Source organism: Pseudescherichia vulneris NBRC 102420, assembly GCF_000759795.1.
Taxonomy (GTDB): domain Bacteria; phylum Pseudomonadota; class Gammaproteobacteria; order Enterobacterales; family Enterobacteriaceae; genus Pseudescherichia; species Pseudescherichia vulneris.
In genome coordinates this window covers 317,285-341,365 of sequence record NZ_BBMZ01000007.1, presented here as the reverse complement: position 1 = coordinate 341,365, position 24,081 = coordinate 317,285, and the positions used below count along the sequence as shown (strand labels likewise).

Sequence of the window (24,081 nt, the reverse complement as noted above, 5' to 3'; positions counted from 1 at the left end):
AATGGCCTCCATAGGCCCGGTAAGCGCACGCTGCCGGGCTGAGTTAATGCGTACTAAACTCGCCCGTAGCGGTCTTCGAAGCGCACCACGTCGTCCTCTTCGAGGTAGCCGCCGGAGCGCACCTCAATCAGATCCAGCGGGATCTTGCCGGGGTTCTCCAGGCAGTGGGTCGCGCCAAGGGGGATGTAAACCGACTCGTTCTCACCGATCAGGCGCACCTCGTCGTTGATGGTCACCTTCGCCGTGCCCGCTACGACGATCCAGTGTTCGGCCCGGTGGTGATGCATCTGCAGGGAGAGTCCCTCCCCCGGCTTGACGGTGATGCGTTTCACCTGATAGCGCTCGCCGGAATCGATGGAGTCATATTTGCCCCACGGGCGATACACCTCGCGGTGAACATGGTGCTCATGGCGACCCTCGGCTTTGATCTGCTCGACCACTTTTTTGACGTCCTGCACCGCGTTGCGGTCGGCGATCAGCACCGCATCTTTGGTCTGGACAATCACCAGATCCTTGACGCCGACGGTGGTGACCAGGCCTGACTCGGCGTAGACGTAGCTATTTTCGGTTTTGTGGCTGATGACGTCGCCGTGGTGAACGTTTCCCTCTGGCGTATGGGGGCTGATCTCCCACAGCGAGGACCAGGAGCCAACATCGCTCCAGCCCGCATCCATCGGGACCACCACCGCATCGGCAGTCTTCTCCATCACCGCGTAGTCCACCGACTCTTCCGGGCAGGCGAGGAACGCCTCTTCATCAACGCGGATAAAGTCGAGATCCGGATCGAGGGTGCGCATGGCGTTCTCACAGGCTTCAAGAATGTCCGGGCGGAAGCGCTTTAACTCGTCGAGATAGCGTCCGGCGCGGAACAGGAACATGCCGCTGTTCCAGTAGTACTCGCCGCTGGCAACGTAGGCCTGCGCCGTTTCCAGATTGGGTTTTTCGACAAACTGCGCTACTTCGAAGGCAACGGTATCGATCCCGTTCTGGCTTACCTCGCCACGGCGGATGTAGCCGTAGCCGGTCTCGGGCAGATCCGGCACGATGCCAAAGGTCACCAGCTTGCCGCTTTCGGCGTAGGGCATCGCCGCACGCACCGCCTCGCGGAACGTCTCTTCCTGCTGGATCACATGATCGGCAGCGAGCACCAGCAGAAGCGGATCCGCATCTGGGCTGTTGCGCTTAGCAGCCAGCGCCGCGAGGGCGATAGCCGGTGCGGTATTGCGCCCGGCCGGTTCAAGAATGATGTTTTCGGTCAGCTTATTGAGCTGACGCAGCTGCTCGGCAACGATAAAGCGGTGCTCTTCGTTGCAGATGACTACCGGACTTTCGCACTCGACGCCGTTGAGGCGGTTAATGGTCGCCTGTAGCATCGTCAGCTCGCCCTTCAGGCAGAGAAACTGTTTGGGGTAGAGCACGCGGGAGAGCGGCCACAGGCGGCTACCCGTGCCACCAGCCATGACTACCGGAAAAAGGGTTGTTTTATTCATGATTATCCCTGGATATCGGCAATAAATTGGCTTAACACGCTCTCTTTCTCGAGCGTGCGTTCGGCATATTCACGTGCCACCGTGTTATTTTTAGGCAGGGCTAACGCCTGCTCGATCCCACTCACCAGCGCGTCCACCGACTCCGGCTCAACGCAGACGGCAATGCCCGGAAACGCAGTGCAGAGCTGGCCCAGTTCGGTATCCGCTTCCGCGGTGATCACCGCGTTACCACCTACCGCCAGAATGTTGGTGAGCTTGGAGGGCAGCACCGCATCCGCCGCGCCGCGCTTCTGGATCACTAGATGGCAGTCGCCCATTTTCAAGAGGGCGGGCAGCGCCTCGTAGGGCTGCAGCGGGAAGAATGTGACGTTGTCCAGCCCGCGTTCGCGGACCAATTTTTCCAGCCGCGCCTTGCCGCCGCCCTGGCCGACAATCACAAACTGCCACGGCTCGGCACGCAGACGCGCTGCGGCCTCGATGACGCTTTCCAGCCCCTGCTTCTCGCCGATGTTGCCGGAGTAGAGAATGATACGTTTGTCGTCCGGCAGGCCAAGAGAGGCGCGTAGCTGGGCGACCTCGCTCTCGCTGACGTCGCGAAAGCGTGCCACTTCCGACCAGTTCGGGAAGAAGATGACCCGCTCTTCGGCCACGCCCTTCTCCCGGGCTTTGTTCATCATCGAGCGCGAGATAGTGGAGACGTTATCCACCCCGAGCAGGCCGCTGCGCTCAAAGGCGCTGGCCAGCCTGGCGACCTTGCCGTCCTTGCCTTTGCCCGCCATCCCGAGACCGAGCATGGCGTCCACCTCGTAGTCCTGAATGTGCAGCAGGGTGCGCGCCCCGGAGAGCTTCGCTAGCAGGCGCATCCCCGGCGTGCAGAACAGGGTCGGCACCACGCCGATGATGCGATCCGGCTTCCAGCGGCGCTGGGCCAGCAGCGGGAAAAAGCTGCTGAGGGCAAAGCTGCCGAGGTGAACCAGCCGCTTGATAGTCGAGGGCTGCTTCGGCACGTACAGCGGACAGCGCCAGACGGTGGCCGCCCCCTCTTCCCGGCGATAGCGCCAGGCCGAGTAGCGTTCACCCACCTTCCACTCTGGGTAGTAAGGCGGCGCGGTGATGACCCGCACGTCATGGCCCTGGCGGGCCATCCACTCCACCATCTCACCGGTGTACTTGCCGATGCCGGTAAGCTCCGGCGAGTAGTTGATGCCGTAAACTAATATTTTCATATGCCAACCGCCTGACGGTCGGCGAGAAAATACGCCCGGCTGTTGTCGTGCACGTTCTCGTCGGCGATCAGCGCCTCTGGCGTCAGCCAGCGGTACGCCTCGTGCTGGGCATCCGGCAGGGCCAGATCCGCCTGATTTAGCTTCAGGCGGAAGCCGAGCACGATGTAGTGGGTGCTGAAGTCGCTCCCGGAGAAGTTGTCGTCATAGAAGTGCTGCCAGACGCCGTAAAACTCTCCCGCCGCCATCGGCAGACGCACGCCAAGCTCGGCCTGGGTCAGGCGCTCAAACGCCTGGGCCAGCGGCTCATCTTTCTGCACGCGCCCGCCGGGCACAAACCAGTACCCCTGCGCCGGACGGTTGGTCCGCTTGCCGAGCAGAAACTCGCCATGCGCGTTCTCCACGATCAGATCGATGGAGATCAACGGCGTGGAACGCACCACGGTGGCAAAATCTTCCTGACTTAAAAACATGCCTACCCCCGGAACCGGTGCTGGTTTTCAAGGAACCACTGGTAGGTGCTTGCCAGCCCCTGCTCCAGCGAGATCTCATGTCGCCAGCCCAGGGCGTGCAGGCGTGACACGTCCAGCAGCTTGCGCGGCGTACCGTCGGGTTTGGTGGCGTCAAACACCACCCGCCCCTTGAAGCCCGTGACCTGCGCAAGGGTCTGCGCCAGCTCGCGGATGGTGCAGTCCACCCCGGTCCCGACGTTGATGTGCGACAGCATCGGCTCGGTGTTCTCCAGCCACACCTCGCGATCCAGCTCCATCACGTGGATGCTGGCCGCTGCCATATCATCGACGTGCAGGAACTCGCGCATCGGCGTGCCGCTGCCCCACACCACCACGTCGGTGGCGTTCTGCTCGGTGGCCTCATGAAAGCGTCGCAGCAGCGCCGGGATCACGTGGGAGTTGCTCGGGTGGAAGTTGTCGTGCGGACCATACAGGTTGGTCGGCATTACCGAGCGGTAGTCGCGGTCATGCTGACGGTTGTAGGATTCACACAGTTTGATCCCGGCAATTTTGGCAATCGCGTACGGCTCGTTTGTGGCCTCCAAAGTACCCTGCAACAGCTCGCTCTCGGCGATCGGCTGGGCCGCCAGCTTCGGGTAGATACAGGAAGAGCCGAGGAACAGCAGCTTGTTCACGCCGTGGGTGTGCGCAGCGTGAATGATGTTGCTCTCGATCATCATGTTTTCGTAAATGAAATCGGCCGGATAGGTGTTGTTCGCCACAATACCGCCCACCTTCGCCGCCGCCAGATAGACCTGATCGATCCGCTGCTCGGCGAAAAAGGCGTTCACGGCGGCCGCATCCAGCAGGTTCAGCTCATCACGGGTGCGCAGAACCAGCTCAACGCTGTCGCGCTGTTCAAGCTGGCGCACAATGGCTGACCCCACCATGCCGCGATGGCCAGCCACAAAGATACGTTGTTTACTCATGCTCAGGACTCCAGCGCGATGGCAACCTCGTAGCCGTGGGACTTCAGCAGCGAGTGCTTCTTAGCCGCTTCCAGGTCTTTCGCGACCATCTCAGAGACCATCTCCTGCAGGGTGGTTTCCGGTTTCCAGCCCAGCTTCTCGTGCGCCTTGGTCGGATCGCCGAGCAGGGTTTCCACTTCTGCTGGACGGAAGTAGCGCGGATCGACGGCAACAATCACATCGCCCGCCTTCACGCCCGGTGCGTCATGGCCGGTGACCGAAACAACGATGCCCTTCTCATCTACGCCGGTGCCTTCAAAGCGCAGCTTGATACCCAGCTGCGCGGCAGCCATCTCAACGAACTGGCGAACCGAGTACTGCACGCCGGTCGCGATAACGAAATCTTCCGGGTGATCCTGCTGCAGCATCATCCACTGCATTTTCACGTAGTCTTTGGCATGGCCCCAGTCACGCAGGGAGTCCATGTTGCCGAGATAGAGACAAGATTCGAGGCCCTGGGCAATGTTGGCAATACCGCGGGTGATTTTACGGGTCACGAAGGTCTCGCCGCGACGCGGGGATTCGTGGTTGAACAGGATGCCGTTACAGGCGTACATACCGTAGGATTCACGGTAGTTAACGGTGATCCAGTAGGCGTACAGCTTAGCCACCGCATACGGCGAGCGCGGGTAGAACGGCGTGGTCTCTTTCTGCGGGGTTTCCTGCACCAGACCATACAGCTCAGAGGTGGACGCCTGGTAGAAGCGGGTTTTCTTCTCAAGGCCGAGGAAGCGGATCGCCTCCAGCAGGCGCAGGGTGCCCATACCGTCAACGTCGGCGGTATATTCCGGCGACTCGAAGGAGACCGCAACGTGGCTCATCGCCCCCAGGTTATAAACCTCATCCGGCTGCACTTCCTGCAGGATGCGGGTCAGGTTGGAGCTGTCGGTCAGATCGCCATAGTGCAGATGGAATTTCGGGTTGCTGGCGTGCGGATCCTGATAGATGTGATCCACGCGCTCGGTGTTGAACGAGGAGGCGCGACGCTTGATGCCGTGAACCTCATAGCCTTTCTCCAGCAGCAGCTCTGCCAGATAAGAGCCATCCTGCCCGGTAACGCCGGTGATGAGAGCGACTTTAGACATAATTTTATTCTCCAGACTTATCAGAAATTATTCAGTTTCTACGCGTTCGCGTATCACCACTGCGGGATTGCCACGGCAGATGGCGTTGGCCGGTAGCGATTTAAAAACGCTGCTCCGCGCCCCTACCACCGTGCCGCTGCCAATCGTGACCCCTGGGGCAACGAAGACATCCGTTGCCAGCCAGCACTTCTCGCCAATCACGATAGGCGTCGCGTTAATATCAAAATGCGCGCTTAAATAGTCGTGACTGCCGGTACACAAATAACACTTTTGTGACACTACCGAATTTGCGCCGAGGGTAATCTCGCCCAGCGTATATAAAACGGCTTCGTCCCCTACCCAGCTATAGTCTCCGAGTGTTAATTTCCACGGATAGGTAATTTTTACCGAAGGTCGGATCACTACGTTTTTTCCGATTTTTGCGCCAAACAGACGCAATAAAAAAGCACGCCAGCGATACATAATCTGCGGCGACCAGGCGAATAATGTCGCCTGCACTGCCCACCACAGCTGAACTTTAATCGCACTCGCCCCTCGGAACCCTTTCGGTACCGAGAATCCTTTTAGATCCTGCATGGTTATCCCTTATATTTAGGCTTTGTGATATAAGGCTTTTGTCTTTCCGGTGGTACGCACGCGTAAGAAATAGGAGAGCTGCGCCCAGAAGCCGGGCACGCGCAATATTTTACGCTGGACTTTTCGCGCATCCTCGCATAGCTCAAGATTATTCGAGGTAGAGACGCCGCCCATGGAAAACTCTGATACCAGGCCTTTAATACGTTTAAAGGGGTAGCCCGCTTTAAACATTCGCGCGGCCAACGCATAATCCGATGACACTTTATATTGCAGATCGTAGGGATAGGTTTTTAACCCGCTCACCGGGAAAAAGATCGCCTGATGGCTTGCCGGCAGGCTGTGATAAATATACCAGCCGTGCTTGGCGCTGCGGCGAATCTTGGTGCCGTCGCCGAAATCCAGCAGCGCGTCGCCAATGTACATCGCCTTTTCGCGCTCGTCCGCCAGCTGGCGAACCACGTCGACCACGTCCTCATGGAAAATATCACCCGAGTTGAGGAACAGGGCAAAGCGCCCTTCGGCCAGCGCTACGCCCTTGTTCATGGCGTCATAGATGCCGTTATCTTTCTCGCTGACAAAGCGTAAGTTGTATTCACCGTTGAGGTTTTCTAAAAACTCACGGGTGCCGTCGTTAGAGCCGCCGTCCACCACAATCCACTCAAAGGTGATGTCCTTTGCCCGTGCCAGGTGGGCCAGTGAGGCATGCGTTTTCACCACGCCCGCATAGTTACGGAAGGCAACGGTAATGACACTGAGCAGCATGTTTTCACCTCATCAGGATTGAGTAATATTGAGCGCCTTGCGCAAAATAAACGGGCAAACGATCAAAAATGCGTATTCCGGGCTAAAAATCGAACCGGTAAAAAAGAGTGACACCGGCATAAATAGATAAAGCTGAACACGATAATTCTGATTATTACCAAATGCGTTGACCATCATTTTTAAGACTTTACTCATGTACCAGATGGTCAGTACTACAGCGCACCAGGAAAAATAAATAATCAGCAGATACAGGCCATTGTCTATTGTTTTTCCGACGTCCGCACCGTTAAAGATTCCGAATGATGCAACATATTCATAAAGCGATCCAAAACGTACCGCGCCATCGATATTGGTTAATGCGCTGCCGACCATCGCCAGCGGACCGATGATTCGATAATAGGAAGAAGAGCCTTCCGTACCGAGATCGCCGAGTCGTTCGGAAATATACGGAAATGCAAACACGATACCGACCATAAAAACGGCTAACGATATTATTGCCAACGGCAGTTTTTTCTTAATCGCCTCTTTATTCAGATACTGAAACGCCCACTCCAGCAAATAAAATAGAATAAAGGTCATTACGCCAGAGAAAGATCCTGAGAGAACTATCCCTGCCAGAATCATACCATCAGTTTTAGGGGTCTTGATACCAAACTGTTTGATACTGAGCCAAATTGAGATTAATGCCAGAGCGAAGAAGGCCGGTTCAAAATAGAGCGCCGTGGTTCGCTTCCCGCCGAACTTGATAAAATTCAAAACGTAGCTGTTGGAATAGATCAGATATTTCGAAATGGTCTCCATCAGGCTGCTGCCGCCGGAGAGAATGATCTGCGCCATCTCCATCGCCGCCAGGGTCACTATCACCCCCACCACCATGTAGAAGAAGCGCAGGATCTTGCGGTAGTTGTGGGGTGAGACGACCTTAAAGCGAATGCTCCACACCATGCCGATAATAATGACGATGTTGATAAACAGCATTGTAGAGGTAGCGTACTTGCTGGCGTTGAACGACCGTCCGAACAGATAGTTAAAGATGGTCAGCCCGGCACCGATCCCCAGCGCGATCAGCAGCTTCTTGACGCTGATCTTATCCACAAAAAGCAGCAGCAGCACCGGTAAAAAGGTCACGATGGTGATGGGGAAGCTCTCCCCCAGCTGAGCGATTTTAACGTTGACCAGCAGATAGGTCAGCGGCAGCAGCAGATAGCTACAGACTCTGATAGAACGCGACATACTCCTCCAGCATCTGCTCTCCGCTATAGGCCTGACGGCTGCGCGCCCTGAATGCCGCCAGCGAGGTGCTAAATACCGCTTCGGCAATCTCCGCTTTTGGTCGCTGGACCAGATCCAGCACTTCACTCTCGCTAAAGGTCGTGCCGCCGGATTTGCGCAGCACCTCGTGCGCCGCATCGCTGTGGGTGGCAATCACCGGCACGCCAATCGACAGCGCCTCGCACAGGATCAGCGGGTAGTTATCGACCCGGGAGCTAAACACCAGGGCATCCATCTGGTTCAGCTCGCTCATCAGCTGGCGCTTGTCGGTTAAAAAACCGTGGTTGATGACGTTCTCCCCTTCAAAAGGTGAGAACTTGCCGAAGGTGTGCAGCTCGATGCCGCTGCCCAGGGACATCATGTTTTGCACCAGCGCCTGGTTAGTTTTACCGTCGTAGCGCAGGTCGTGGGCGACAACGGCAATTTTGGGCGCGCCCTGGCTACGCTCTACCAGCGGAAGCTCGGCGAGGATCGCCTCGGTGGCGACATCGATACCGTTGTTAACAATCTTGCAGCGCTCCGCGCCATAGATGCTGTTAAACGCGTCGGCCACGTGCTGGCTGGGAGAGATAAAGTGGCATCCGAGCGCGAGCATCTCGTTAAACAGGCGGCGTTTGCCCGCCACCAGGCTATGGGCGCGATCCACCTTCACCGGCGGATAGTTATCCAGGGTTGGACACGCCTGGCAGTGGGTTTTCCACCCTTCGCAGCCGTCGGTAAAGGCACAACGGCCGGTGACGCTCCAGTGATCGTGCAGCGTCCAGACCAGGGTTACATCTTGACGGCTGGCGGTGACCCGCTGACAAAACGCCACCACCGCCTCCAGCTTCAGCCAGTAGCTGTGCATCACGTGAAAGTGCAGCACCACCGGTCCCTGAGTGCGGATCACATCGAGATAGAGGTTGTTAAGATCGCCAAACAGATCGCGATTAAAGAGGCGGAACAGCGCCAGGTTGGCGACAGAGGTCAGGCGCGGCGTGTGCTGGATCACCTCTGGATAGCGGTCATGGCTCACGCTCTTCTTGCCGCCTTTGCCGTAGCCGTAGACAAAGCGCGAACGCATCCCCTGCTGTAAAGCGCGCTGATGCAGGTCAAGGGCCACGCCCGCTGCGCCCCCTTCGGCGAGGCGCACGTTAAACTGTAAGATATTCATTGTCTCACCTTCACCCGGGCTTTCTCTCCTACCACCAGCGCGTTGTCCGGGACGCTGTCCAGAACCACGCTGCCCGCCCCGATGGTGACGCCGTTACCAATGGTGATATCACCAATGATGACCACGTTTGCCCCCAGCTCCACGCCGTTACCAATCACCGGGCAGGCCAGGCTGTCGTCGCCCCGGTTGCCGATGGTGACGCCATGACGAATGGTGAAGTCATCCCCGGCCACGACGTTTTTGTTGATCACCACGGCATAGCCGTGATGAATGGTAAAACGCCGTCCAATGGTGGCCGCGGCCTGGATCTCATAGCCAAACAGGCACTCGGTGATAAAGCGGTAGAGCAGCAGCACCGGCGCGGCCCATAGATTGTTAATGACGCTTTTTTTGCGCCACACCGAGCAAAAATGAGCAATACGGTAGGCCATTACCATGCAGCAGGGGCGCAGGCTCCAGTGGTTCGCGCGAAAATCCTCCAGGCGCATTATTTACTCCGTAGCCCATAAGCCAGGCGCTTGCCGTTACGCAGGGAGAACAGGGTCAGCAGCGTGCGCAGGGTCATCCGCTTGTTGCGGATCTGGTAGAGGGTAAAGAGCTGGTACTTCTTGCTGGCACGATCGAACTTATCTTTATGCTTGCGATAGAAGTGGAAGTAGCCGGAGAACTTCTTCGGCGAGGTGGTGATCTGCATCTCCCCGTGGTTGATATGCAGGATCTGCGTGGCCTCATCGACTTTCCACGGCTCGCCGTACTCCACCACCATACGCAGGAAAATGTCATAGTCCTGCGCCGCCTTGAGATCGACGTCAAACAGGCAGGCCTTGAAGCGCGAGGCCAGGGTAAAGACCTGGTTGCCAATAATATTGCGCTTATAGAACAGCGTGCGCGAATAAGGTGACTTTGGATAGAGCGGCAGGCTAGCCGGCTGGGCGTAGACCTCCCCTTCGCAAACGTAGTCGTTGGCGTAGAGGAAAGCGTGAGTCACCAGCTGGTGCTTGTGCGCAAGGAAAACCGACAGGCGGTCCGGCGTCCACTCGTCGTCATCGTCGATACCGGTGATGTAGTGGCCGCGCGCCTGCAAAATCGCCTGGTTACGCACCGCGCAGGCGCCGGAGTTGAACGCGTTGCGGACGTAGGTCACGCGCGGATCGTTCAGGTCAGCGACATACTGCTCAAGCTGTTCAAAATTCGACGAGCAGTCGTCGACGACGATCATCTCCCAGTGCGGATAGTCCTGGCGTAAAACCGATTTGATTGCGCGGATCGCCAGCTGCTGACGATTCCATGTCGGCATGTAAATCGAGATCGTTGGGTAATTGGCTATTGTCATTTCTTGTCCCCGAGGTTGCCTAAGATGCTTATTTGGCGTCCGATTTGTATTCATACTCGTAGTAGCCGTAATCCTGATATCCCGTCGCCCGACGGAAGATAGAGTTAAGGATCACGCCTTTCACCTGAATGCCGTTCTGTGCAAAGCGGCTCAGGCTGGTCTCCACCTCTTTCAGGGTGTTAACCGCATAGCGCGCCACCATCAGGGTGGTGCCCGCATGCCGTCCGACTACTGCCGCATCGGTCACCGCAAGGATTGGCGGGGTATCGATCAGCACCAGGTCATACTGGCTGCTGGCCCATGCGATCAGCTGTGCAAAGCGTTCGCTCATCAGCAGCTCGGAGGGGTTAGGCGGCACCTGGCCGCGCGGCACCAGATCGAAGTGGGTAATGGCGGTCGGCTTGACGCAGGTGGAGAAATCCCCCTTCCCTGCCAGAATGTCCGACAGGCCGTTGACGTTATCGGTCCCGAGCAGCTCGTGGGTGTAGCCCTTACGCATGTCACAGTCGATCATTAGCACGCGCTTGTTGGTCTGGCTGATCACCGCCGCCAGGTTGGCACAGACGAAAGTTTTACCGATTGACGGGCTGACCCCGGTCATCATCAGCACGTTATTGCTGGCCTGCATCATGGCGAAGTGCAAGCTGGTACGCAGGCTGCGGATCGCTTCGATGGCCAGATCGGTCGGGTTGCCCACCGCCAGCAGCTGGCTCTGTTTGAAGCGCTTGGTGCCTTTGTGGGTATTGACGCTGTCACGCGCTTTTTGCCACTCGGAGAGCGGAATGCTGGCGTAGACGCTAATGCCGTTCTCCTCCAGCACCTGCGGACTTTCGATACCGCGGTTAAACAGCGAGCGCAGCAGCACGCCAACGATGGAGAGCATCAGGCCGAGGATAATGCTGCCGAGAATAATCAGCGCCTTTTTCGGCTTCAGCACGCCGGGCTGATCGATAGCCGGATCGACAATGCGAACATCCCCTACCGTGCTGGCCTCGGTGATCTTCAGCTCCTGCTGCTTATTCAGGAGTTGCATATAGACCTGCTGACCGGACTCAACGTCACGGGTCAGGCGCACAATCTCCTGCTGGGTTTTTGGCATCGCGGACACGCGCCCGCTCAGGCGATCCTTCTCATCTTCTAGCGCGCGGCGTTTCTCCAACAGCGTGCGGTAGGCCGGGTGCGCTTTGGTATAGAGCTTGGAGATCTCAGCTTCTTTGAAAGTCAGCTCGTTGAGCTGGGCATCAATGTTAACCATAGAGTCCAGCACCGCCTTAGCTTCCAGCGGCAGGTCTACCGAATCCTTGTCCTGACGGAAGGCGTTGAGCTTGTTCTCCGCCGCATCGAGATTCGCCCGTACTTCCGGGAGCTGTTTCGCAAGGAAGGCCAGGCTTTTTGCTGCCTCTTCCGACTTACGCTCGACATTCTGCGCCAGGTAGTTACGGGTGATGCTGTTGAGAATGGCGCGGATCTGGTTGCGATCCTCACCGGTAAAGCTGAGGCTGAGCACGCCGGTATCCTTACCGTTCTCCGTCACCGACAGGTTGTTTTGCAGATTGTTGATGACGCCCAGCGTTGAGAATTTAGATACCGTAAACTCGCTGCCTTCCGCCGCCTGGATAGCGCTGACCTCAAAGGTAACGCCCTCTTTTTGCAGCAGCTTGCCCACCTCGCCACGGGCGCTAAACCCGGCGTCGCTGGTCAGCTGATACTGCTTCGGCCCCAGCACGCTGAGGGTAAAGACCTGTCCGCCTGCACCTTTGGGCAGCGTAAAGGTGGTGACCTTAACGGTTTCGTTCTGGCGGCCCTGAAGGCGATCCCAGCCTGCACCAAAAATGGGGAAGGTGTTTTTGGTCACGCCGATATCAAGATCGAGATCGTCCACCGTCTTGCCCAGCACCATTCGCGACTTGATCAGCTGGATCTCTGCATCCGAGGCGGGAGGCTTGTTAGAGAGCGCGCTGTTGAGGTTCTGCACCAGCGAGCCGCCGGCATCCTGCTCGATCTGCACCAGCGCGTCGGCGCTATAGATAGGCGTGGCGAACAGGGCATAGATCGCCGCCGCCAACGCGAACAGGGCCGTAATACCCAGCACCCACCAGCGCGCCTCAATAACGGTTCCCACAAGGCGGCCAATATCGATCTCATCACCGCCCGTCTGTGGGGCAGCAGCATGGTGTAATTTTTCTGTCATGGTTATCCCTGCTGAACGTGCAACGCCTGCGCCCACTGGCGGGCCGAGCGATCGAGTAAGGTGTAGACGGCCTCAAAGGCCTCGCGGCTTTTGCGGTAGGGATCGGGGATCTCGCGCTCGCCGTCCCAGTGACCGAACAGCATCACCTTGCCGCGCATCTCCGGTGCGATTTCACACAGCGCGGCGATATGGCGCTTCTCCATCACCAGGATCAGGTCATACTCCCGGCACATCTGCCCGGTGATCTGCCGCGCACTGTGCCCGGCCAGCGACAGCTGGTTATCCTGCGCCACGCTGGTCGCGGTGGCGTCTGCGCCTTTACCTACCAACGCACCCAGCCCGGCGGACTCCACCGTCAGGGCAGGCTGATAGTGTTTCAGCAGCCGCTCACCCGTCGGAGAGCGGCAGATATTGCCCACGCATACCACTAAAATTTTGTTAAACATGAGCGTTACCAGTTGTGAACGTCGCTGGCGGTATCGGTCATGTAGCGAACGCCACTGATCGTCGGCAGCAACTGATTGATAAGACGGTTCCAACGGGTAACCGGCGCGGTGGTGACGTAGACCACGTCGTAAGGCTGAAGTCGGAACTCCGTCGCCATCACCAGCGAGGTCGCATCGGACATATCGAGCTGGTAGATATTGGCCATCTTGCCGTTGCGTCCGCCCTCGCCTTTCAGCGGACGGATCACGAAGATGCCGCTGGCGTCGGAAGCCGTGAGATCCAGACCTTCGGCCTGGCCCAGCGCTTCGGTCAGGGTCATACCGCTAAAGTCCATCTTGAGGGTGCTCTGTTTTTTCACTTCGCCCATCACGAACACTTTCAGGTCGTCATTGCGCGGTACAAACAGAATGTCTCCTGGATAGAGCAGGCGGTTCTGGCTGAGGTCGCCGTTCTGCATCAGCGCCTGGAGAGAGATGCGCTGCTCGCGGCCATCATGGGTAAGCACCACGTTGCGCCAGTCGGCGGTATCGGTCAGGCCACCGGCGGCGTTAATCGCATCCAGCACGGTGAGCGGCACGTTAGTAATGGCCTGCTGGCCCGATTTATTGACCTGGCCGGAGATATAGGCTTTCTGCGAGCGGAAAGCGGCGATATTAACGTCCACCTGCGGGTCGGCGATGTACTGCGCTAAACGGCCGGTAATATCACTGCGAATTTCAGCAAGGGTTTTGCCCACGACGTGGACTCTGCCAATATAGGGGTAGAACATGGTGCCGTCGGGCTGCACCCAGTTACCGGCGTCGCTGGAGCTGCGGTACTGCCCGGCAGGGGTGGTCAGCTCGGGGTGATCCCAGACGGTGACGTTGAGGACGTCACCCGGCCCCACGCGATACTGGTAGCTGGAGATCTCCTGGTCCAGCGACATATTGGGCTGCGCAACGGTGGGACGGGGTCGAAGCTGTTCTACCAGTCGGGGAGTCAAAGGATAAACATTTACCATGCGGTCAAGATCGAAGTCAGCATCTTGCTGTTTAATCACATCCTTACCCACTGTGGTCATATTGCTTCCGGGGAACACCGTGCAACCACTCATCAAGGCCACAGATACCAATAATGGCATCAATTTCATTTTGGATTTCATCATTGATTATTTATCACTTTGGCAGAGTAATTATCCTGTGCAATTTAATTAGCGCTGCTTTCGCCGCACATTTAACAGAATGCATTTAATTACTGTTAAATATAACTGGCATCAGTCCTAAAAAGCGCCTGGTCAAATGCAGCCGATTGATAGCATGAGCGAAGGTGATTAATACCCCTTATGATCCAGAGACATAACGTTTAACCACGGGCAGACAACACCGGGCAGGACAACGGCAAAATAGTTTAGTAAAGTAGCGCGTTAACGCTGGAAGAATTGTTGCAGCTAAAGGAATTACAGGCAAGGCTCCGCTTTGTCTGATGCCAGTTTTTAAGAATAAGATTAAGTCGCTATTTTTACGCTTTTAGGAATTACTTCATATTGACAAAAAAAATAGACACATTTACATCTGCGATATATCCTAAATTCTATTCCCGCCGAGTCGGGTAGTTATTTTTCTGGAGGATGAAAAACGTATTATGGAATGGATTGCCGATCCATCAATCTGGGCCGGGCTGCTGACCCTGGTGGTGCTTGAGCTGGTCTTAGGTATTGATAACCTGGTGTTTATCGCCATCCTGGCCGAAAAGCTGCCGCCTGCGCAACGCGATCGGGCGCGGGTCACCGGTCTTGTGCTGGCGATGCTGATGCGCCTGGTGCTGCTGGCCTCTATCTCCTGGCTGGTGACGCTCACCACCCCCCTTTTCTCCGTACGCGGCTTCAGCTTTAGCGCGCGGGATCTGATCATGCTGTTTGGTGGCCTGTTCCTGCTCTTCAAGGCCACGGTGGAACTCAACGAGCGGCTGGAGGGGAAAGACAGCGACAACCCGACCCAGCAGCGCGGGGCAAAGTTCTGGGCGGTCGTCGCGCAGATTGTGGTGCTGGATGCGGTCTTCTCGCTGGACTCGGTGATCACCGCCGTAGGGATGGTCGATCATCTGGCCGTGATGATGGCGGCGGTGGTGATTGCCATTGCGCTGATGCTGCTGGCCAGCAAGGCCCTGACGCGCTTTGTCAACAGCCACCCCACTATCGTGATCCTCTGCCTCAGCTTCCTGCTGATGATCGGCTTTAGCCTGATTGCCGACGGCTTCGGATTCCATATCCCGAAAGGTTATCTGTATGCGGCCATTGGCTTCTCGGTAATGATTGAGGCCCTTAACCAGCTGGCGATCTTCAACCGCCGCCGTTTTCTCTCTGCTAACCAGACGCTGCGCCAGCGTACCACTGATGCGGTAATGCGCCTGCTGAGCAATAAGAAAGAGGATGCCGAGCTGGACGTGGAGACCTCGTCTCTGCTGGTGGATCATGACGATAGCCAGATCTTCAACACCCAGGAGCGCCTGATGATCGAGCGGGTGTTGAACCTTAACCAGCGCAGCGTCAGCAGCATCATGACCTCGCGCCATGACATCGAGTATATCGATCTCAGCGCCCCGGAAGAGGAGATCCGCGCCCTGCTGGATAAAAACCAGCATACCCGCATGGTGGTCACCGGCGGCGACGAGCATGAGGATCTGCTGGGCGTAGTGCACATTCTCGATCTGCTTCAGCAGTCGCTGCGCGGCGAGCCGCTCAACATCAACGTGCTGATCCGCCAGCCGCTGGTCTTTCCCGAAGGGCTACCGCTGTTGCAGGCGCTGGAGCAGTTCCGCAACGCGCGCACGCACTTTGCCTTTGTGGTGGATGAGTTTGGTTCAATCGAGGGGATTGTGACCCTCAGCGACGTGATGGAGACCATTGCGGGCAACCTGCCCAATGAGGTAGAGGAGATTGACGCCCGCCACGATATCCAGAAAAACGCCGACGGCAGCTGGACGGCAAACGGCCATATGCCGCTGGAGGATCTGGTGCACTATGTGCCGCTGCCGCTGGACGAGAAGCGGGAGTATCACACCATCGCTGGCCTGCTGATGGAGTACTTACAGCGTATTCCTAAAGTCGGGGAAGAGGTGCAGGTGGGTGATTATCTGCTGAAAACGCTGCAGGTAGAGAGCCATCGCGTCCAGAAGGTACAGATTGTGCCACTGGAGACAGAGGACGCGGACTACGAGGTGTAACGCCGCGCACGGTGTGGTTGGTATTTTGTAGGCCCGGCAGGCACGCCGGGCATAACCCGCCTAATATCACAGCTTATCAATCAGCTTTTTAATATCTTTGCTGCGCTGGCTATCTTTGTTGCGATCCGCCCAGTCGTTAAGACGGCGTTTCGCTTCATCCTGCAGATGCTTACGCAGAACCTGATCTATCTGCAAGTTGTAATTAAGCGCCTGCCATTTGCCATAGACGCGCAGCGGGATCGGCGTATTTCGCAGGAATTCGATCAGCTTGCCGTCGCCCTTCCACCCCTCGGTAACCTGCACGTTGAAGCGGGTATCGCAGAGCTGTTTAACCAGGTCGAGCGTACCCTGGCCGGAGAGATCCAGCATCGCAGATTTCCCCTGCATATCGTCGAGGGCCATCTGGCCGCGATCGAGGGTCAAATCGGTGCTGAAGCTATCGAGTTTGGTCGCGCTATCGTAGTTCTGCTGGGCCTGCACATCGCTGCTGCGGGCCACCGCCTGCTGGATAAGCTGCTGGAAGTTCAGCCCCTCCATCCGCGTGTTGGCCATCTCAACGTGGGCGCTCCCCTGCCAACTGCGGCGAAACGCCTCGGCATCGATCCTGTCGCCTTTAAAATCCCCCGCCAGTGACAGCTTGCCGGTCAACGCCAGCGGGTAGTCAAAGGCTTTCAGCACCGTGCCAATCTCAACGTTATCAAGCTGCGGCTGGAAGGCGCTTTTGGGCATTTTGCCCCGCACGTCGAGGCTTCCCGGCAGCGAGAGCATGCCCTCGCCTAATTTTCCGGTCAGGGTCGAGAGCGTCAGCAGACCCGCTTTATTGGTGATATGGCTGCTTACGTTGGTAAAATCCATACCGCGCCAGCGCACCTTTTTCGCCGCCAGCGACAGGTTTGCCGTAAAGCCGCGCAGGCTGCTGTAGTCATCACCGTCAATGTCCCGGGCGATAACCGGACGCGGCGGGGCGATCATGCCCTGCCCCTGCTGCGCGGCGGTGGCGTTAGTAGCCGGGTTGGACACCGCGCCGAGCAGATTTTCAAGATTCAGATTGTCAAAGGCCAGATCCAGCACCCAGTCGGGTTTGTCCCCCAGCGTCACGCTGCCGCTGCCGGTCACCGCGCTGTCGTTGGCGGTCATATTCAGCTGGCTAAAGGTGAGCTGCTTTTGCGCTTCGCGCCACTGGGCCTGGAAGCTACCCTGGCCGGAAATGCCCTGGGCAGGGATATCGCCGCCCTGGAGCTGCCAGTTAAGCTGCTCAACTGCGGCGGTTAAGTTATAGGGGTAGTCGGCGGCGTTCACGCTCGCCTTCAGCGCCAGGGTTAGATCGCGCTGGTTGCGGTTGATCCGCCCCGAGAAGTCGACGCTGGCGTGATAGTTTTCGTCCTGATCCATCTTGAGATGGATATTACGTACCGTCACCTGCTCGTCGTCCTTGTGCTGGAAAACCAGCACGCTGTCGGCGATTTGCAGATGGGAGACAGCCCATGACCAGCCGCGATCGGTCTCTACCTGCGGCAGCGTGTTCTCCTGCGGCGCAACCGGCGCGTCTTTTGGCTCTGATGCCTCGGTTTGCGGCGTAAGCTGGACAACCGCCCCCTTGAGCATCACCTGCTTAACGTGCAGCTGATGGGAGAGCAGCGGCAGCAGCTCGACGTCCAGCCGCATGTTGTCCGCCGTCACCAGCGGCTGCGGTGCGCCAGGTGCCGTCAGCGACATGCGTCCCGAGAGAATGCTCAGCCGGGGCCAGACGTGCCAGCGCAGCGGCTCGTCAAGCTTCAGCTGATAACCGCTGCGCGACTCAACGTGTCGCACCATGTAATCCCGAAAGTCGTTCGGGTTCACCAGCAGCACCAACGCAGAGAGGCCGGCGACCAGCACGACCAGTAAAATCATCAGCGTGGTTAACACTCTTCTCATGGCATCCTCAACGAGCAGCTATTACACGGCGCAACAGGCGCTCAGTCTTTATCAATTCGGCTGGCCACCGCGCCCTGCTGGTCGCGATACTTCGCGTCCTGACGACGGTTATAGGGCCGCGCGGCCGGGCCGGAGAGCGGCTCAAAGCTAAGCGCGCCGATAAGCATACCCGGACGCAGCGCCAGCGGCAGCTTACCGGAGTTGTAGAACTCCAGCACGATGCAGCCGGACCAGCCCGGATCGATACGGTGAGCGGTGACGTGCACCATCAGGCCCAGCCGCGCCAGCGAGGAGCGACCGTCCAGCCAGCCCACCAGATCCGCCGGCAGGGTTACGGACTCAAAGGTTACCGCCAGCGCCAGTTCGCCCGGATGCAGGAAGAAGGCGTCACCTTCCGCCAGCACAATCTCATCGCTCATCACCCGATCCAGCGCGGCGCTTACCTCATCCTTGGGACCACTCAGATCGATAAAGGCAGCGGTGTGGCCCCGGAAGGTACGAAATTTGTTGCCCAGACGCACGTCCACCGTCGCACCGTTAATGCGCTCTACCGGCGGGCGCGGGGTAATCGACAGGCGGCCATCGTCCAGCCAGGCTTCAATATCGCGGTCACACAAACGCATAGCACTTTCTCCTTAGGTGCTGCCCGTCCGGCTAAGTTCGGTCTGGGCAGGCAAGTTATCTCTGAACGGTACACAATTCGCGCCGTTTATTCAAAACCAGACGGTCTAAAAAACCCGGTTATTCAAAAAACTGGCTGATTTTGGCCTTCAGGATATCGATAGCAATGCGGTTTTTACCCCCGCGCGGCACGATAATATCGGCATACTGTTTGGATGGCTCAATAAACTGCAGGAACATCGGACGCACGGTCTTCTGATATTGTGCCATCACCGAGTCCATGGAGCGGCCGCGTTCGTTGACGTCACGCTTGATACGGCGCATCAGACAGATATCCAGCGGCGTGTCGACAAAGATCGAAAAGTTCATCGCCTCGCGCAGGCGCGCGTCGGTTAGCAGCAGGATCCCCTCAAGAATGATCACCTTCTTGGGTTCAATGTGGATAGTCTCGTTGGTACGGGTGTGCTCAACGTAGCTGTACACCGGTAGCTCAATGGGGTTGCCGCCTTTCAGGGTCTGCAAATGTTCAAACAGCAGATTGTGATCCATGGCGCTGGGATGGTCGTAGTTCGTTTTAACACGCTCTTCCATCAACAGGTGACTTTGATCCTTGTAGTAGCTATCTTCTGGGATAACGCCAATATGTTCATCACCAACCTGTTCGCGCAACTCGCGGTAAAGCGTACTGGCAATGAGACTTTTACCTGAAGCGGATGCGCCGGCGATGCCGATAATGACGCACTGATGGGACTCAGTCATAAATTTTTGCGACCTGATTAACCTGGAAGTAAAGAAGGGAGACGCTATAGCGTCAAACGCGGCAATTATAGGGATTTCGCTCTCGTGATACCAGTCGAATGCGCAATCGTCTGCCACAACGGCTCCAATCTGGCACATTACCCTTTTCGCAAATTAAAGCGTCTAATTTTACAGCGTTCAGCTACCATTTTTGGCAGACTAAGTGATTAATAACACTATGATGTCAAATTATGAGCGGTCACGATAGGAATTGTAAATTGTTTGTACTAGCATAATCCAAATTTCAATTTTACCCGACCGGGCGTTATGAACCTGGCGGCACAGGGACTGCGGATAAAGCGGTAATGAATAAACAATACCAGCGCGTTTTGGTTACTACCCCAAACCCCCTACTGAGGCTGCTCAGTTTAGGACTGGTGACCTTTATCTTTACCCTGTTTTCCCTTGAGCTGACCCGTTTCGGTACCGTTCTTGCGCCACTGTGGTTCCCGACCTCGATTATGATGGTGGCCTTCTACCGCCACGCCGGGCGCATGTGGCCGGGCATCGCCATCGCCTGTATGCTGGGCAGCCTGACCGCGTCGTTTCTGCTCTTTCCCGCCAGTGAATTAAATTTTTGGTATCCGGCAATCAATATTATTGAGGCGCTGACCGGCGCAGTGCTGCTGCGTAAGATGCTGCCGTGGTACAACCCGCTGCAGAACCTGAGCGACTGGATCCGCCTGACCATCGGCAGTGCTGTGATCCCTCCCCTGCTGGGTGGACTGCTGATTTGCCTGGTGTCCAGCAGCGAAAACCTGCTGCGCACCTTTATGATCTGGGTGCTTTCAGAATCCATCGGCGCGCTGGCGCTGGTCCCGCTCGGGCTGATGTTCAAGCTGCACTACCTGCTGCGCCACCGTAAGCCGCAGCTGCTGCTGGAAACCCTGGTGACGCTGGCCGTGACGCTTTTTCTCAGCTGGCTCTCGATGACCTATCTGCCGTGGCCCTTTACCGCCGTTATCGTCCTGCTGATGTGGACCGCCGTTCGCCTGCCGCGCCTCGAGGCCTTTCTCATCTTCCTCGTCACCATCATGGTGGTGTCGCTGATCATGACCCACAGCCCGATTGAGCTCATCAACTTCAACAGCAGCGCCATGCTGAACGCGCCCTGGCTGCCGTTCCTGATGATCCTGCTGCCCGCCAACGTGATGACCATGGTGATGTACTCTTTCCGTGCCGAGCGCAAGCACATTACCGAAAGCGAGGCCCGCTTTCGTAATGCGATGGAGTACTCCGCCATTGGCATGGCGCTGGTGGGCACCGACGGCCAGTGGTTACAGGTCAATAAAGCGCTGTGCAGCTTTCTCGGCTACTCCCAGGATGAGCTGCGCCTGCTGACCTTCCAGCAGCTCACCTGGCCGGAAGATCTCAATAGCGATCTGGAGCAGCTTGAGTCGCTGGTGCGCGGCGACATTGACAGCTACTCCATGGAGAAGCGCTACTACACCCGCACGGGGGATATCGTCTGGGCGCTGCTGGCGGTGTCGCTGGTGCGCCACCCGGACGGCACGCCGCTCTACTTCATCTCTCAGGTCGAAGATATCAACGATCTCAAGCACACCGAATGGGTCAACAAGCGGCTGATGGAGCGCATTACGCTGGCTAACGAGGCGGGCGGAATTGGCATCTGGGAGTGGGAGCTGGAGCCGGACATCATCAGCTGGGATAAGCGCATGTTTGAGCTCTACGAACTGCCGCCGCACGTGAAGCCCACCTGGAAGCTCTGGTATGAGTGCGTGGTCCCCGAGGACAGAGCCGAGACCGAGCGCATTGTTCGCGACTCGCTGGTGGCCAGGGTGGCCTTTAAGCTGGAGTTTCGCATCCACGTTAAAGGGGGCATTCGCCATATTCGTACCCTGGCGAACCGGGTGCTGAATAAAAACGGCGAGGTTGAACGGCTGCTCGGCGTCAATATGGATATGACCGAGGTGAAGCAGCTCAACGAGGCCCTGTTCCAGGAGAAAGAGCGTCTGCACATCACGCTCGACTCCATCGGCGAAGCGGTGCTCTGTACCGACGTGGACATGAACGTCACCTTTATGAACCCGGTGGCGGAAAAATTGAGTGGCTGGCAGCAGGAGCACGCCATCGGTCAGGCCTTGCTGAACGTGCTGCGCATTACCTTTGGCGACAACGGCCCCGCGCTGGAAAACATTCATAGCGGTGATATGTCACGTTCGGCTATCGAGCAGGACGTGGTGCTGCACTGCCGCAACGGCGGAACCTACGATATTCACTATAGCGTGACGCCACTCAGCACCCTTGAAGGGCATAACATCGGCTTCGTGCTGGTTATTCAGGACGTCACCGAATCCCGGAAGATGCTGCGTCAGCTGAGCTATAGTGCCTCTCACGATGCGCTGACCCATCTGGCGAACCGCGTCAGCTTCGAGAACCATCTCAAGCGCCTGCTGCACACGGTGCAGGAGACGCATCAGCGCCATGCGCTGGTCTATATCGATCTCGACCGCTTTAAGGCGGTGAACGACACCGCAGGCCATGCGGCAGGGGATGCCTTGCTGCGGGAGCTCTCCTCTCTGATGCTGAGCATGCTGCGCTCTACCGATATCCTGGCCCGCCTCGGCGGGGATGAGTTTGGCCTGCTGCTGCCGGACTGCAATATTGAGAGCGCCCGCTACATCTCCGGCCGCATTATCCATGCGATCAACGACTACCGCTTTATGTGGGAGGGCCGCCTGCACCGCATCGGCGCGAGCGCCGGGATCACCCTGATTGATGAGAGCAACTGCCAGGCCTCGGAGGTGATGTCCCAGGCGGATATCGCCTGCTACGCTTCGAAAAACAACGGTCGCGGCGTGGTCACGGTGTACGAGCCGCAGCAGGATCATATGCATCACAACCGCAGCCTGATCTCCCTTGAGGAGCAGTCGCGGATGATCCGCGACAACCATCTGCTGCTGGTGGCGCGCGGCGTCGCCTCCCCACGGGTGCCGGAGTCCTGCAACTTCTGGCTGCTCTCGCTGCGCCTGTGGACCAGCGAAGGGGAAGCCATGGAGGAGCGCGCCTTCCGCTCCGGCCTCGCCGACCCGGAGCTGATCCGCGCCCTCGATCGGCGGGTGATCCACGAGTTCTTTACCAACAGCGCTGCCGGGGTGGTGCGTAAAGGGGTCAGCGTTGCCCTGCCGCTCTCCAGCGCCGGGCTGGCCAGCCGGACGGTCATAAACGAGATCGTTGAGAAGCTGGCACAGAGCAGAATGCCTGGCCGCCTGCTGCACTTTGTGATCGATGCCGATGCCCTGATGCGTGAAGAGAGCAGCATCGGCGACGGTCTCGCTAAGCTTCGTCAGGCGGGCTGCCGACTCATTATCAGCCACATTGGACGCGACCTGGAGATCTTCAACCATCTTATGCCGCAGATGGCGGACTACGTCCTGCTGGAGCCGGAGCTGGTTAACAACGTGCACGGTAACCTGATGGACGAGATGATGGTCACTATCGTGCAGGGCCACGCTCACCGCCTGGGGATGAAAAGCATCGCCGGGCCGACCAACCAGCCGATGATGATGGATACTCTCTCCGGCATCGGCATTGACTATATCTTCGGGGACACTATCTCCCAGGCCCAGCCGCTGGATCTGATGCTCAACACAAGCTACTTTGCTATCAACTGACCCTCGTCAACAGTCGGCTGCCAGTCCGGGGTGTACCAGATGTGCAGCAGCGCATAAGATCGCCAGGGCTGCCAGCGCTGGGCATAGCGGCGGATTTGCGCCGGAGTCATGCCCGCGAAGCGTTGCTTGATAGCGTAGTCGTCGGCCAAAAAGACATCTTTCGCCTGCCAGCCGCGCATCGCCAAATAGTTTGCCGTCCAGCGCCCGATCCCGGGAAAACGCTGCAATAGCTTCACGCCCTGCTCGATATCCGCCGGAGCCTGCAATGGAAACTCGCCGTCGAGAGTGGCACGGGCCAAATTAATCAGCGCCTCGGCGCGCTTAAGCGGCATCCCGAGTGCCTTTAACGCCGTGGGATCGGCCTGGGCCATAGTTTCAGCCGTCGGGAAGCAGATAAAGCCCGGCGCGTCTGCCAGCGGCTCACCCAGGAGTTCCACCACCTTACCCGTCAGCTTAGCCGCCATCGCCACGCTAACCAGCTGCCCAAGAATGGCGCGCACGCCCTGTTCAAAGGTGTCCATCGAGCCCGGCAGCCGCAGGCCCGGCCTCTGCTCGCCCACCGAGCCGAGGGCCTGAATAATCTCCTGCGGATCGCAGGCGAGATCGAACAGACGTCCCAGCCGGGCCAGACACGCCTCGGCGACCGGCAGCAGCCCAGCGCTAAGGGTGACGCGCAGCGTATGGTTAGCCTCGTCCGGCTCGGCGGTGACGATCCCCTGGTGCTCTCCCAGCGCAAAGCTGCGCACGTAGCGGCCTTCGCTGACCACTTCCACGCCGGTCACCGCACGTGCCTGTAAAAAACCTAACATCCACGCCCAGTCGTAGGGCGGCTTCCATTTCAGGGTATACATGCTCGTTGTAGACATACTCGTTGTAGACATAGTTGCTCCTCTCACA

The 24,081-nt window shown here is 57.8% G+C and carries 20 protein-coding genes; 2 read left to right on the top strand and 18 right to left on the bottom strand.

The annotated features are described in order from the left end of the window. Nucleotides 1–53: 53 nt before the first annotated feature. Genes cpsB through EV102420_RS05530 form a run of 14 tightly spaced genes read right to left on the bottom strand, consistent with a single transcriptional unit; the run spans nt 54 to nt 14,156 of the window. The gene (cpsB, locus tag EV102420_RS05595; protein ID WP_174435473.1) at nt 54–1,496 is read right to left on the bottom strand and encodes a mannose-1-phosphate guanyltransferase; all 1,443 of its coding nucleotides are present in this window, start codon (nt 1,494–1,496) and stop codon (nt 54–56) included. Continuing rightward, entirely contained in the window at nt 1,493–2,716 is a 1,224-nt protein-coding gene (gene wcaI, locus EV102420_RS05590; protein ID WP_042389856.1) for a colanic acid biosynthesis fucosyltransferase WcaI, read from the bottom strand. Before wcaI ends, cpsB begins: the two co-directional genes overlap by 4 nt. Continuing rightward, entirely contained in the window at nt 2,713–3,186 is a 474-nt protein-coding gene (locus EV102420_RS05585) for a GDP-mannose mannosyl hydrolase (protein ID WP_042389854.1), read from the bottom strand. Before EV102420_RS05585 ends, wcaI begins: the two co-directional genes overlap by 4 nt. A gap of 2 nt (nt 3,187–3,188) precedes the next feature. After that, a complete protein-coding gene (gene fcl, locus EV102420_RS05580; RefSeq protein WP_042389852.1) occupies nt 3,189–4,154 on the bottom strand; it encodes a GDP-L-fucose synthase in 966 nt (321 codons plus the stop codon). A 2-nt stretch (nt 4,155–4,156) separates the two neighbouring features. Beyond that, nucleotides 4,157–5,278: a GDP-mannose 4,6-dehydratase gene (gene gmd, locus EV102420_RS05575; RefSeq protein WP_042389850.1), complete on the bottom strand. Its 1,122-nt coding sequence runs from the start codon at nt 5,276–5,278 to the stop codon at nt 4,157–4,159. Between the two features lie 27 nt (nt 5,279–5,305). Further along, nucleotides 5,306–5,854: a colanic acid biosynthesis acetyltransferase WcaF gene (gene wcaF, locus EV102420_RS05570; protein ID WP_042389849.1), complete on the bottom strand. Its 549-nt coding sequence runs from the start codon at nt 5,852–5,854 to the stop codon at nt 5,306–5,308. 15 nt (nt 5,855–5,869) lie between these two features. Further along, nucleotides 5,870–6,616 carry a colanic acid biosynthesis glycosyltransferase WcaE gene (gene wcaE, locus EV102420_RS05565; protein ID WP_042389848.1) on the bottom strand — a complete coding sequence of 249 codons (747 nt, stop codon included), beginning with the start codon at nt 6,614–6,616 and terminating at the stop codon, nt 5,870–5,872. A 12-nt stretch (nt 6,617–6,628) separates the two neighbouring features. Continuing rightward, nucleotides 6,629–7,849: a colanic acid polymerase WcaD gene (wcaD, locus tag EV102420_RS05560; RefSeq protein WP_042389847.1), complete on the bottom strand. Its 1,221-nt coding sequence runs from the start codon at nt 7,847–7,849 to the stop codon at nt 6,629–6,631. Then, a complete protein-coding gene (gene wcaC / locus EV102420_RS05555) occupies nt 7,824–9,041 on the bottom strand; it encodes a colanic acid biosynthesis glycosyltransferase WcaC (RefSeq protein ID WP_042389846.1) in 1,218 nt (405 codons plus the stop codon). The genes wcaD and wcaC overlap by 26 nt, the downstream gene beginning before the upstream one ends. Beyond that, on the bottom strand, nt 9,038–9,529 hold the full coding sequence (gene wcaB / locus EV102420_RS05550) for a colanic acid biosynthesis acetyltransferase WcaB (protein WP_042389845.1): 492 nt from the start codon (nt 9,527–9,529) through the stop codon (nt 9,038–9,040). Before wcaB ends, wcaC begins: the two co-directional genes overlap by 4 nt. Beyond that, entirely contained in the window at nt 9,529–10,374 is an 846-nt protein-coding gene (wcaA, locus tag EV102420_RS05545; RefSeq protein WP_042389844.1) for a colanic acid biosynthesis glycosyltransferase WcaA, read from the bottom strand. The genes wcaB and wcaA overlap by 1 nt, the downstream gene beginning before the upstream one ends. Before the next feature lie 28 nt (nt 10,375–10,402). Next, nucleotides 10,403–12,565 carry a tyrosine-protein kinase Wzc gene (gene wzc / locus EV102420_RS05540; RefSeq protein WP_042389841.1) on the bottom strand — a complete coding sequence of 721 codons (2,163 nt, stop codon included), beginning with the start codon at nt 12,563–12,565 and terminating at the stop codon, nt 10,403–10,405. A gap of 2 nt (nt 12,566–12,567) precedes the next feature. Beyond that, complete coding sequence (gene wzb, locus EV102420_RS05535; protein ID WP_042389839.1) at nt 12,568–13,011, bottom strand: low molecular weight protein-tyrosine-phosphatase Wzb; 444 nt, start codon at nt 13,009–13,011, stop codon at nt 12,568–12,570. A gap of 5 nt (nt 13,012–13,016) precedes the next feature. Then, nucleotides 13,017–14,156 (bottom strand): polysaccharide export protein, encoded by a 1,140-nt coding sequence (locus EV102420_RS05530; RefSeq protein ID WP_042389837.1) that lies wholly within the window; start codon nt 14,154–14,156, stop codon nt 13,017–13,019. A 476-nt stretch (nt 14,157–14,632) separates the two neighbouring features. Here EV102420_RS05530 and EV102420_RS05525 point away from each other — a divergent pair, with 476 nt between their 5' ends. Further along, on the top strand, nt 14,633–16,213 hold the full coding sequence (locus EV102420_RS05525) for a TerC family protein (RefSeq protein ID WP_042389835.1): 1,581 nt from the start codon (nt 14,633–14,635) through the stop codon (nt 16,211–16,213). Nucleotides 16,214–16,279: 66 nt separating this feature from the next. Here EV102420_RS05525 and asmA read toward each other — a convergent pair whose 3' ends face one another. The 3 genes from asmA to udk all read right to left on the bottom strand — a co-directional run bounded on the left by asmA (nt 16,280) and on the right by udk (nt 19,510). Then, the gene (gene asmA, locus EV102420_RS05520) at nt 16,280–18,130 is read right to left on the bottom strand and encodes an outer membrane assembly protein AsmA (protein ID WP_042389832.1); all 1,851 of its coding nucleotides are present in this window, start codon (nt 18,128–18,130) and stop codon (nt 16,280–16,282) included. A gap of 41 nt (nt 18,131–18,171) precedes the next feature. Beyond that, nucleotides 18,172–18,753, bottom strand: a complete 582-nt coding sequence (gene dcd, locus EV102420_RS05515; protein ID WP_042389830.1) for a dCTP deaminase — start codon at nt 18,751–18,753, stop codon at nt 18,172–18,174. A 118-nt stretch (nt 18,754–18,871) separates the two neighbouring features. Beyond that, the gene (gene udk, locus EV102420_RS05510; protein ID WP_042389828.1) at nt 18,872–19,510 is read right to left on the bottom strand and encodes a uridine kinase; all 639 of its coding nucleotides are present in this window, start codon (nt 19,508–19,510) and stop codon (nt 18,872–18,874) included. Between the two features lie 344 nt (nt 19,511–19,854). Between udk and EV102420_RS05505 the strand changes: the two genes are divergently transcribed. Continuing rightward, a complete protein-coding gene (locus EV102420_RS05505; protein WP_042389826.1) occupies nt 19,855–23,184 on the top strand; it encodes a diguanylate cyclase in 3,330 nt (1,109 codons plus the stop codon). Here the strand turns inward: EV102420_RS05505 and alkA are convergent. Continuing rightward, nucleotides 23,166–24,035, bottom strand: a complete 870-nt coding sequence (gene alkA / locus EV102420_RS05500; protein WP_042389824.1) for a DNA-3-methyladenine glycosylase 2 — start codon at nt 24,033–24,035, stop codon at nt 23,166–23,168. The genes EV102420_RS05505 and alkA overlap by 19 nt on opposite strands. Between the last annotated feature and the right edge of the window lie 46 nt (nt 24,036–24,081).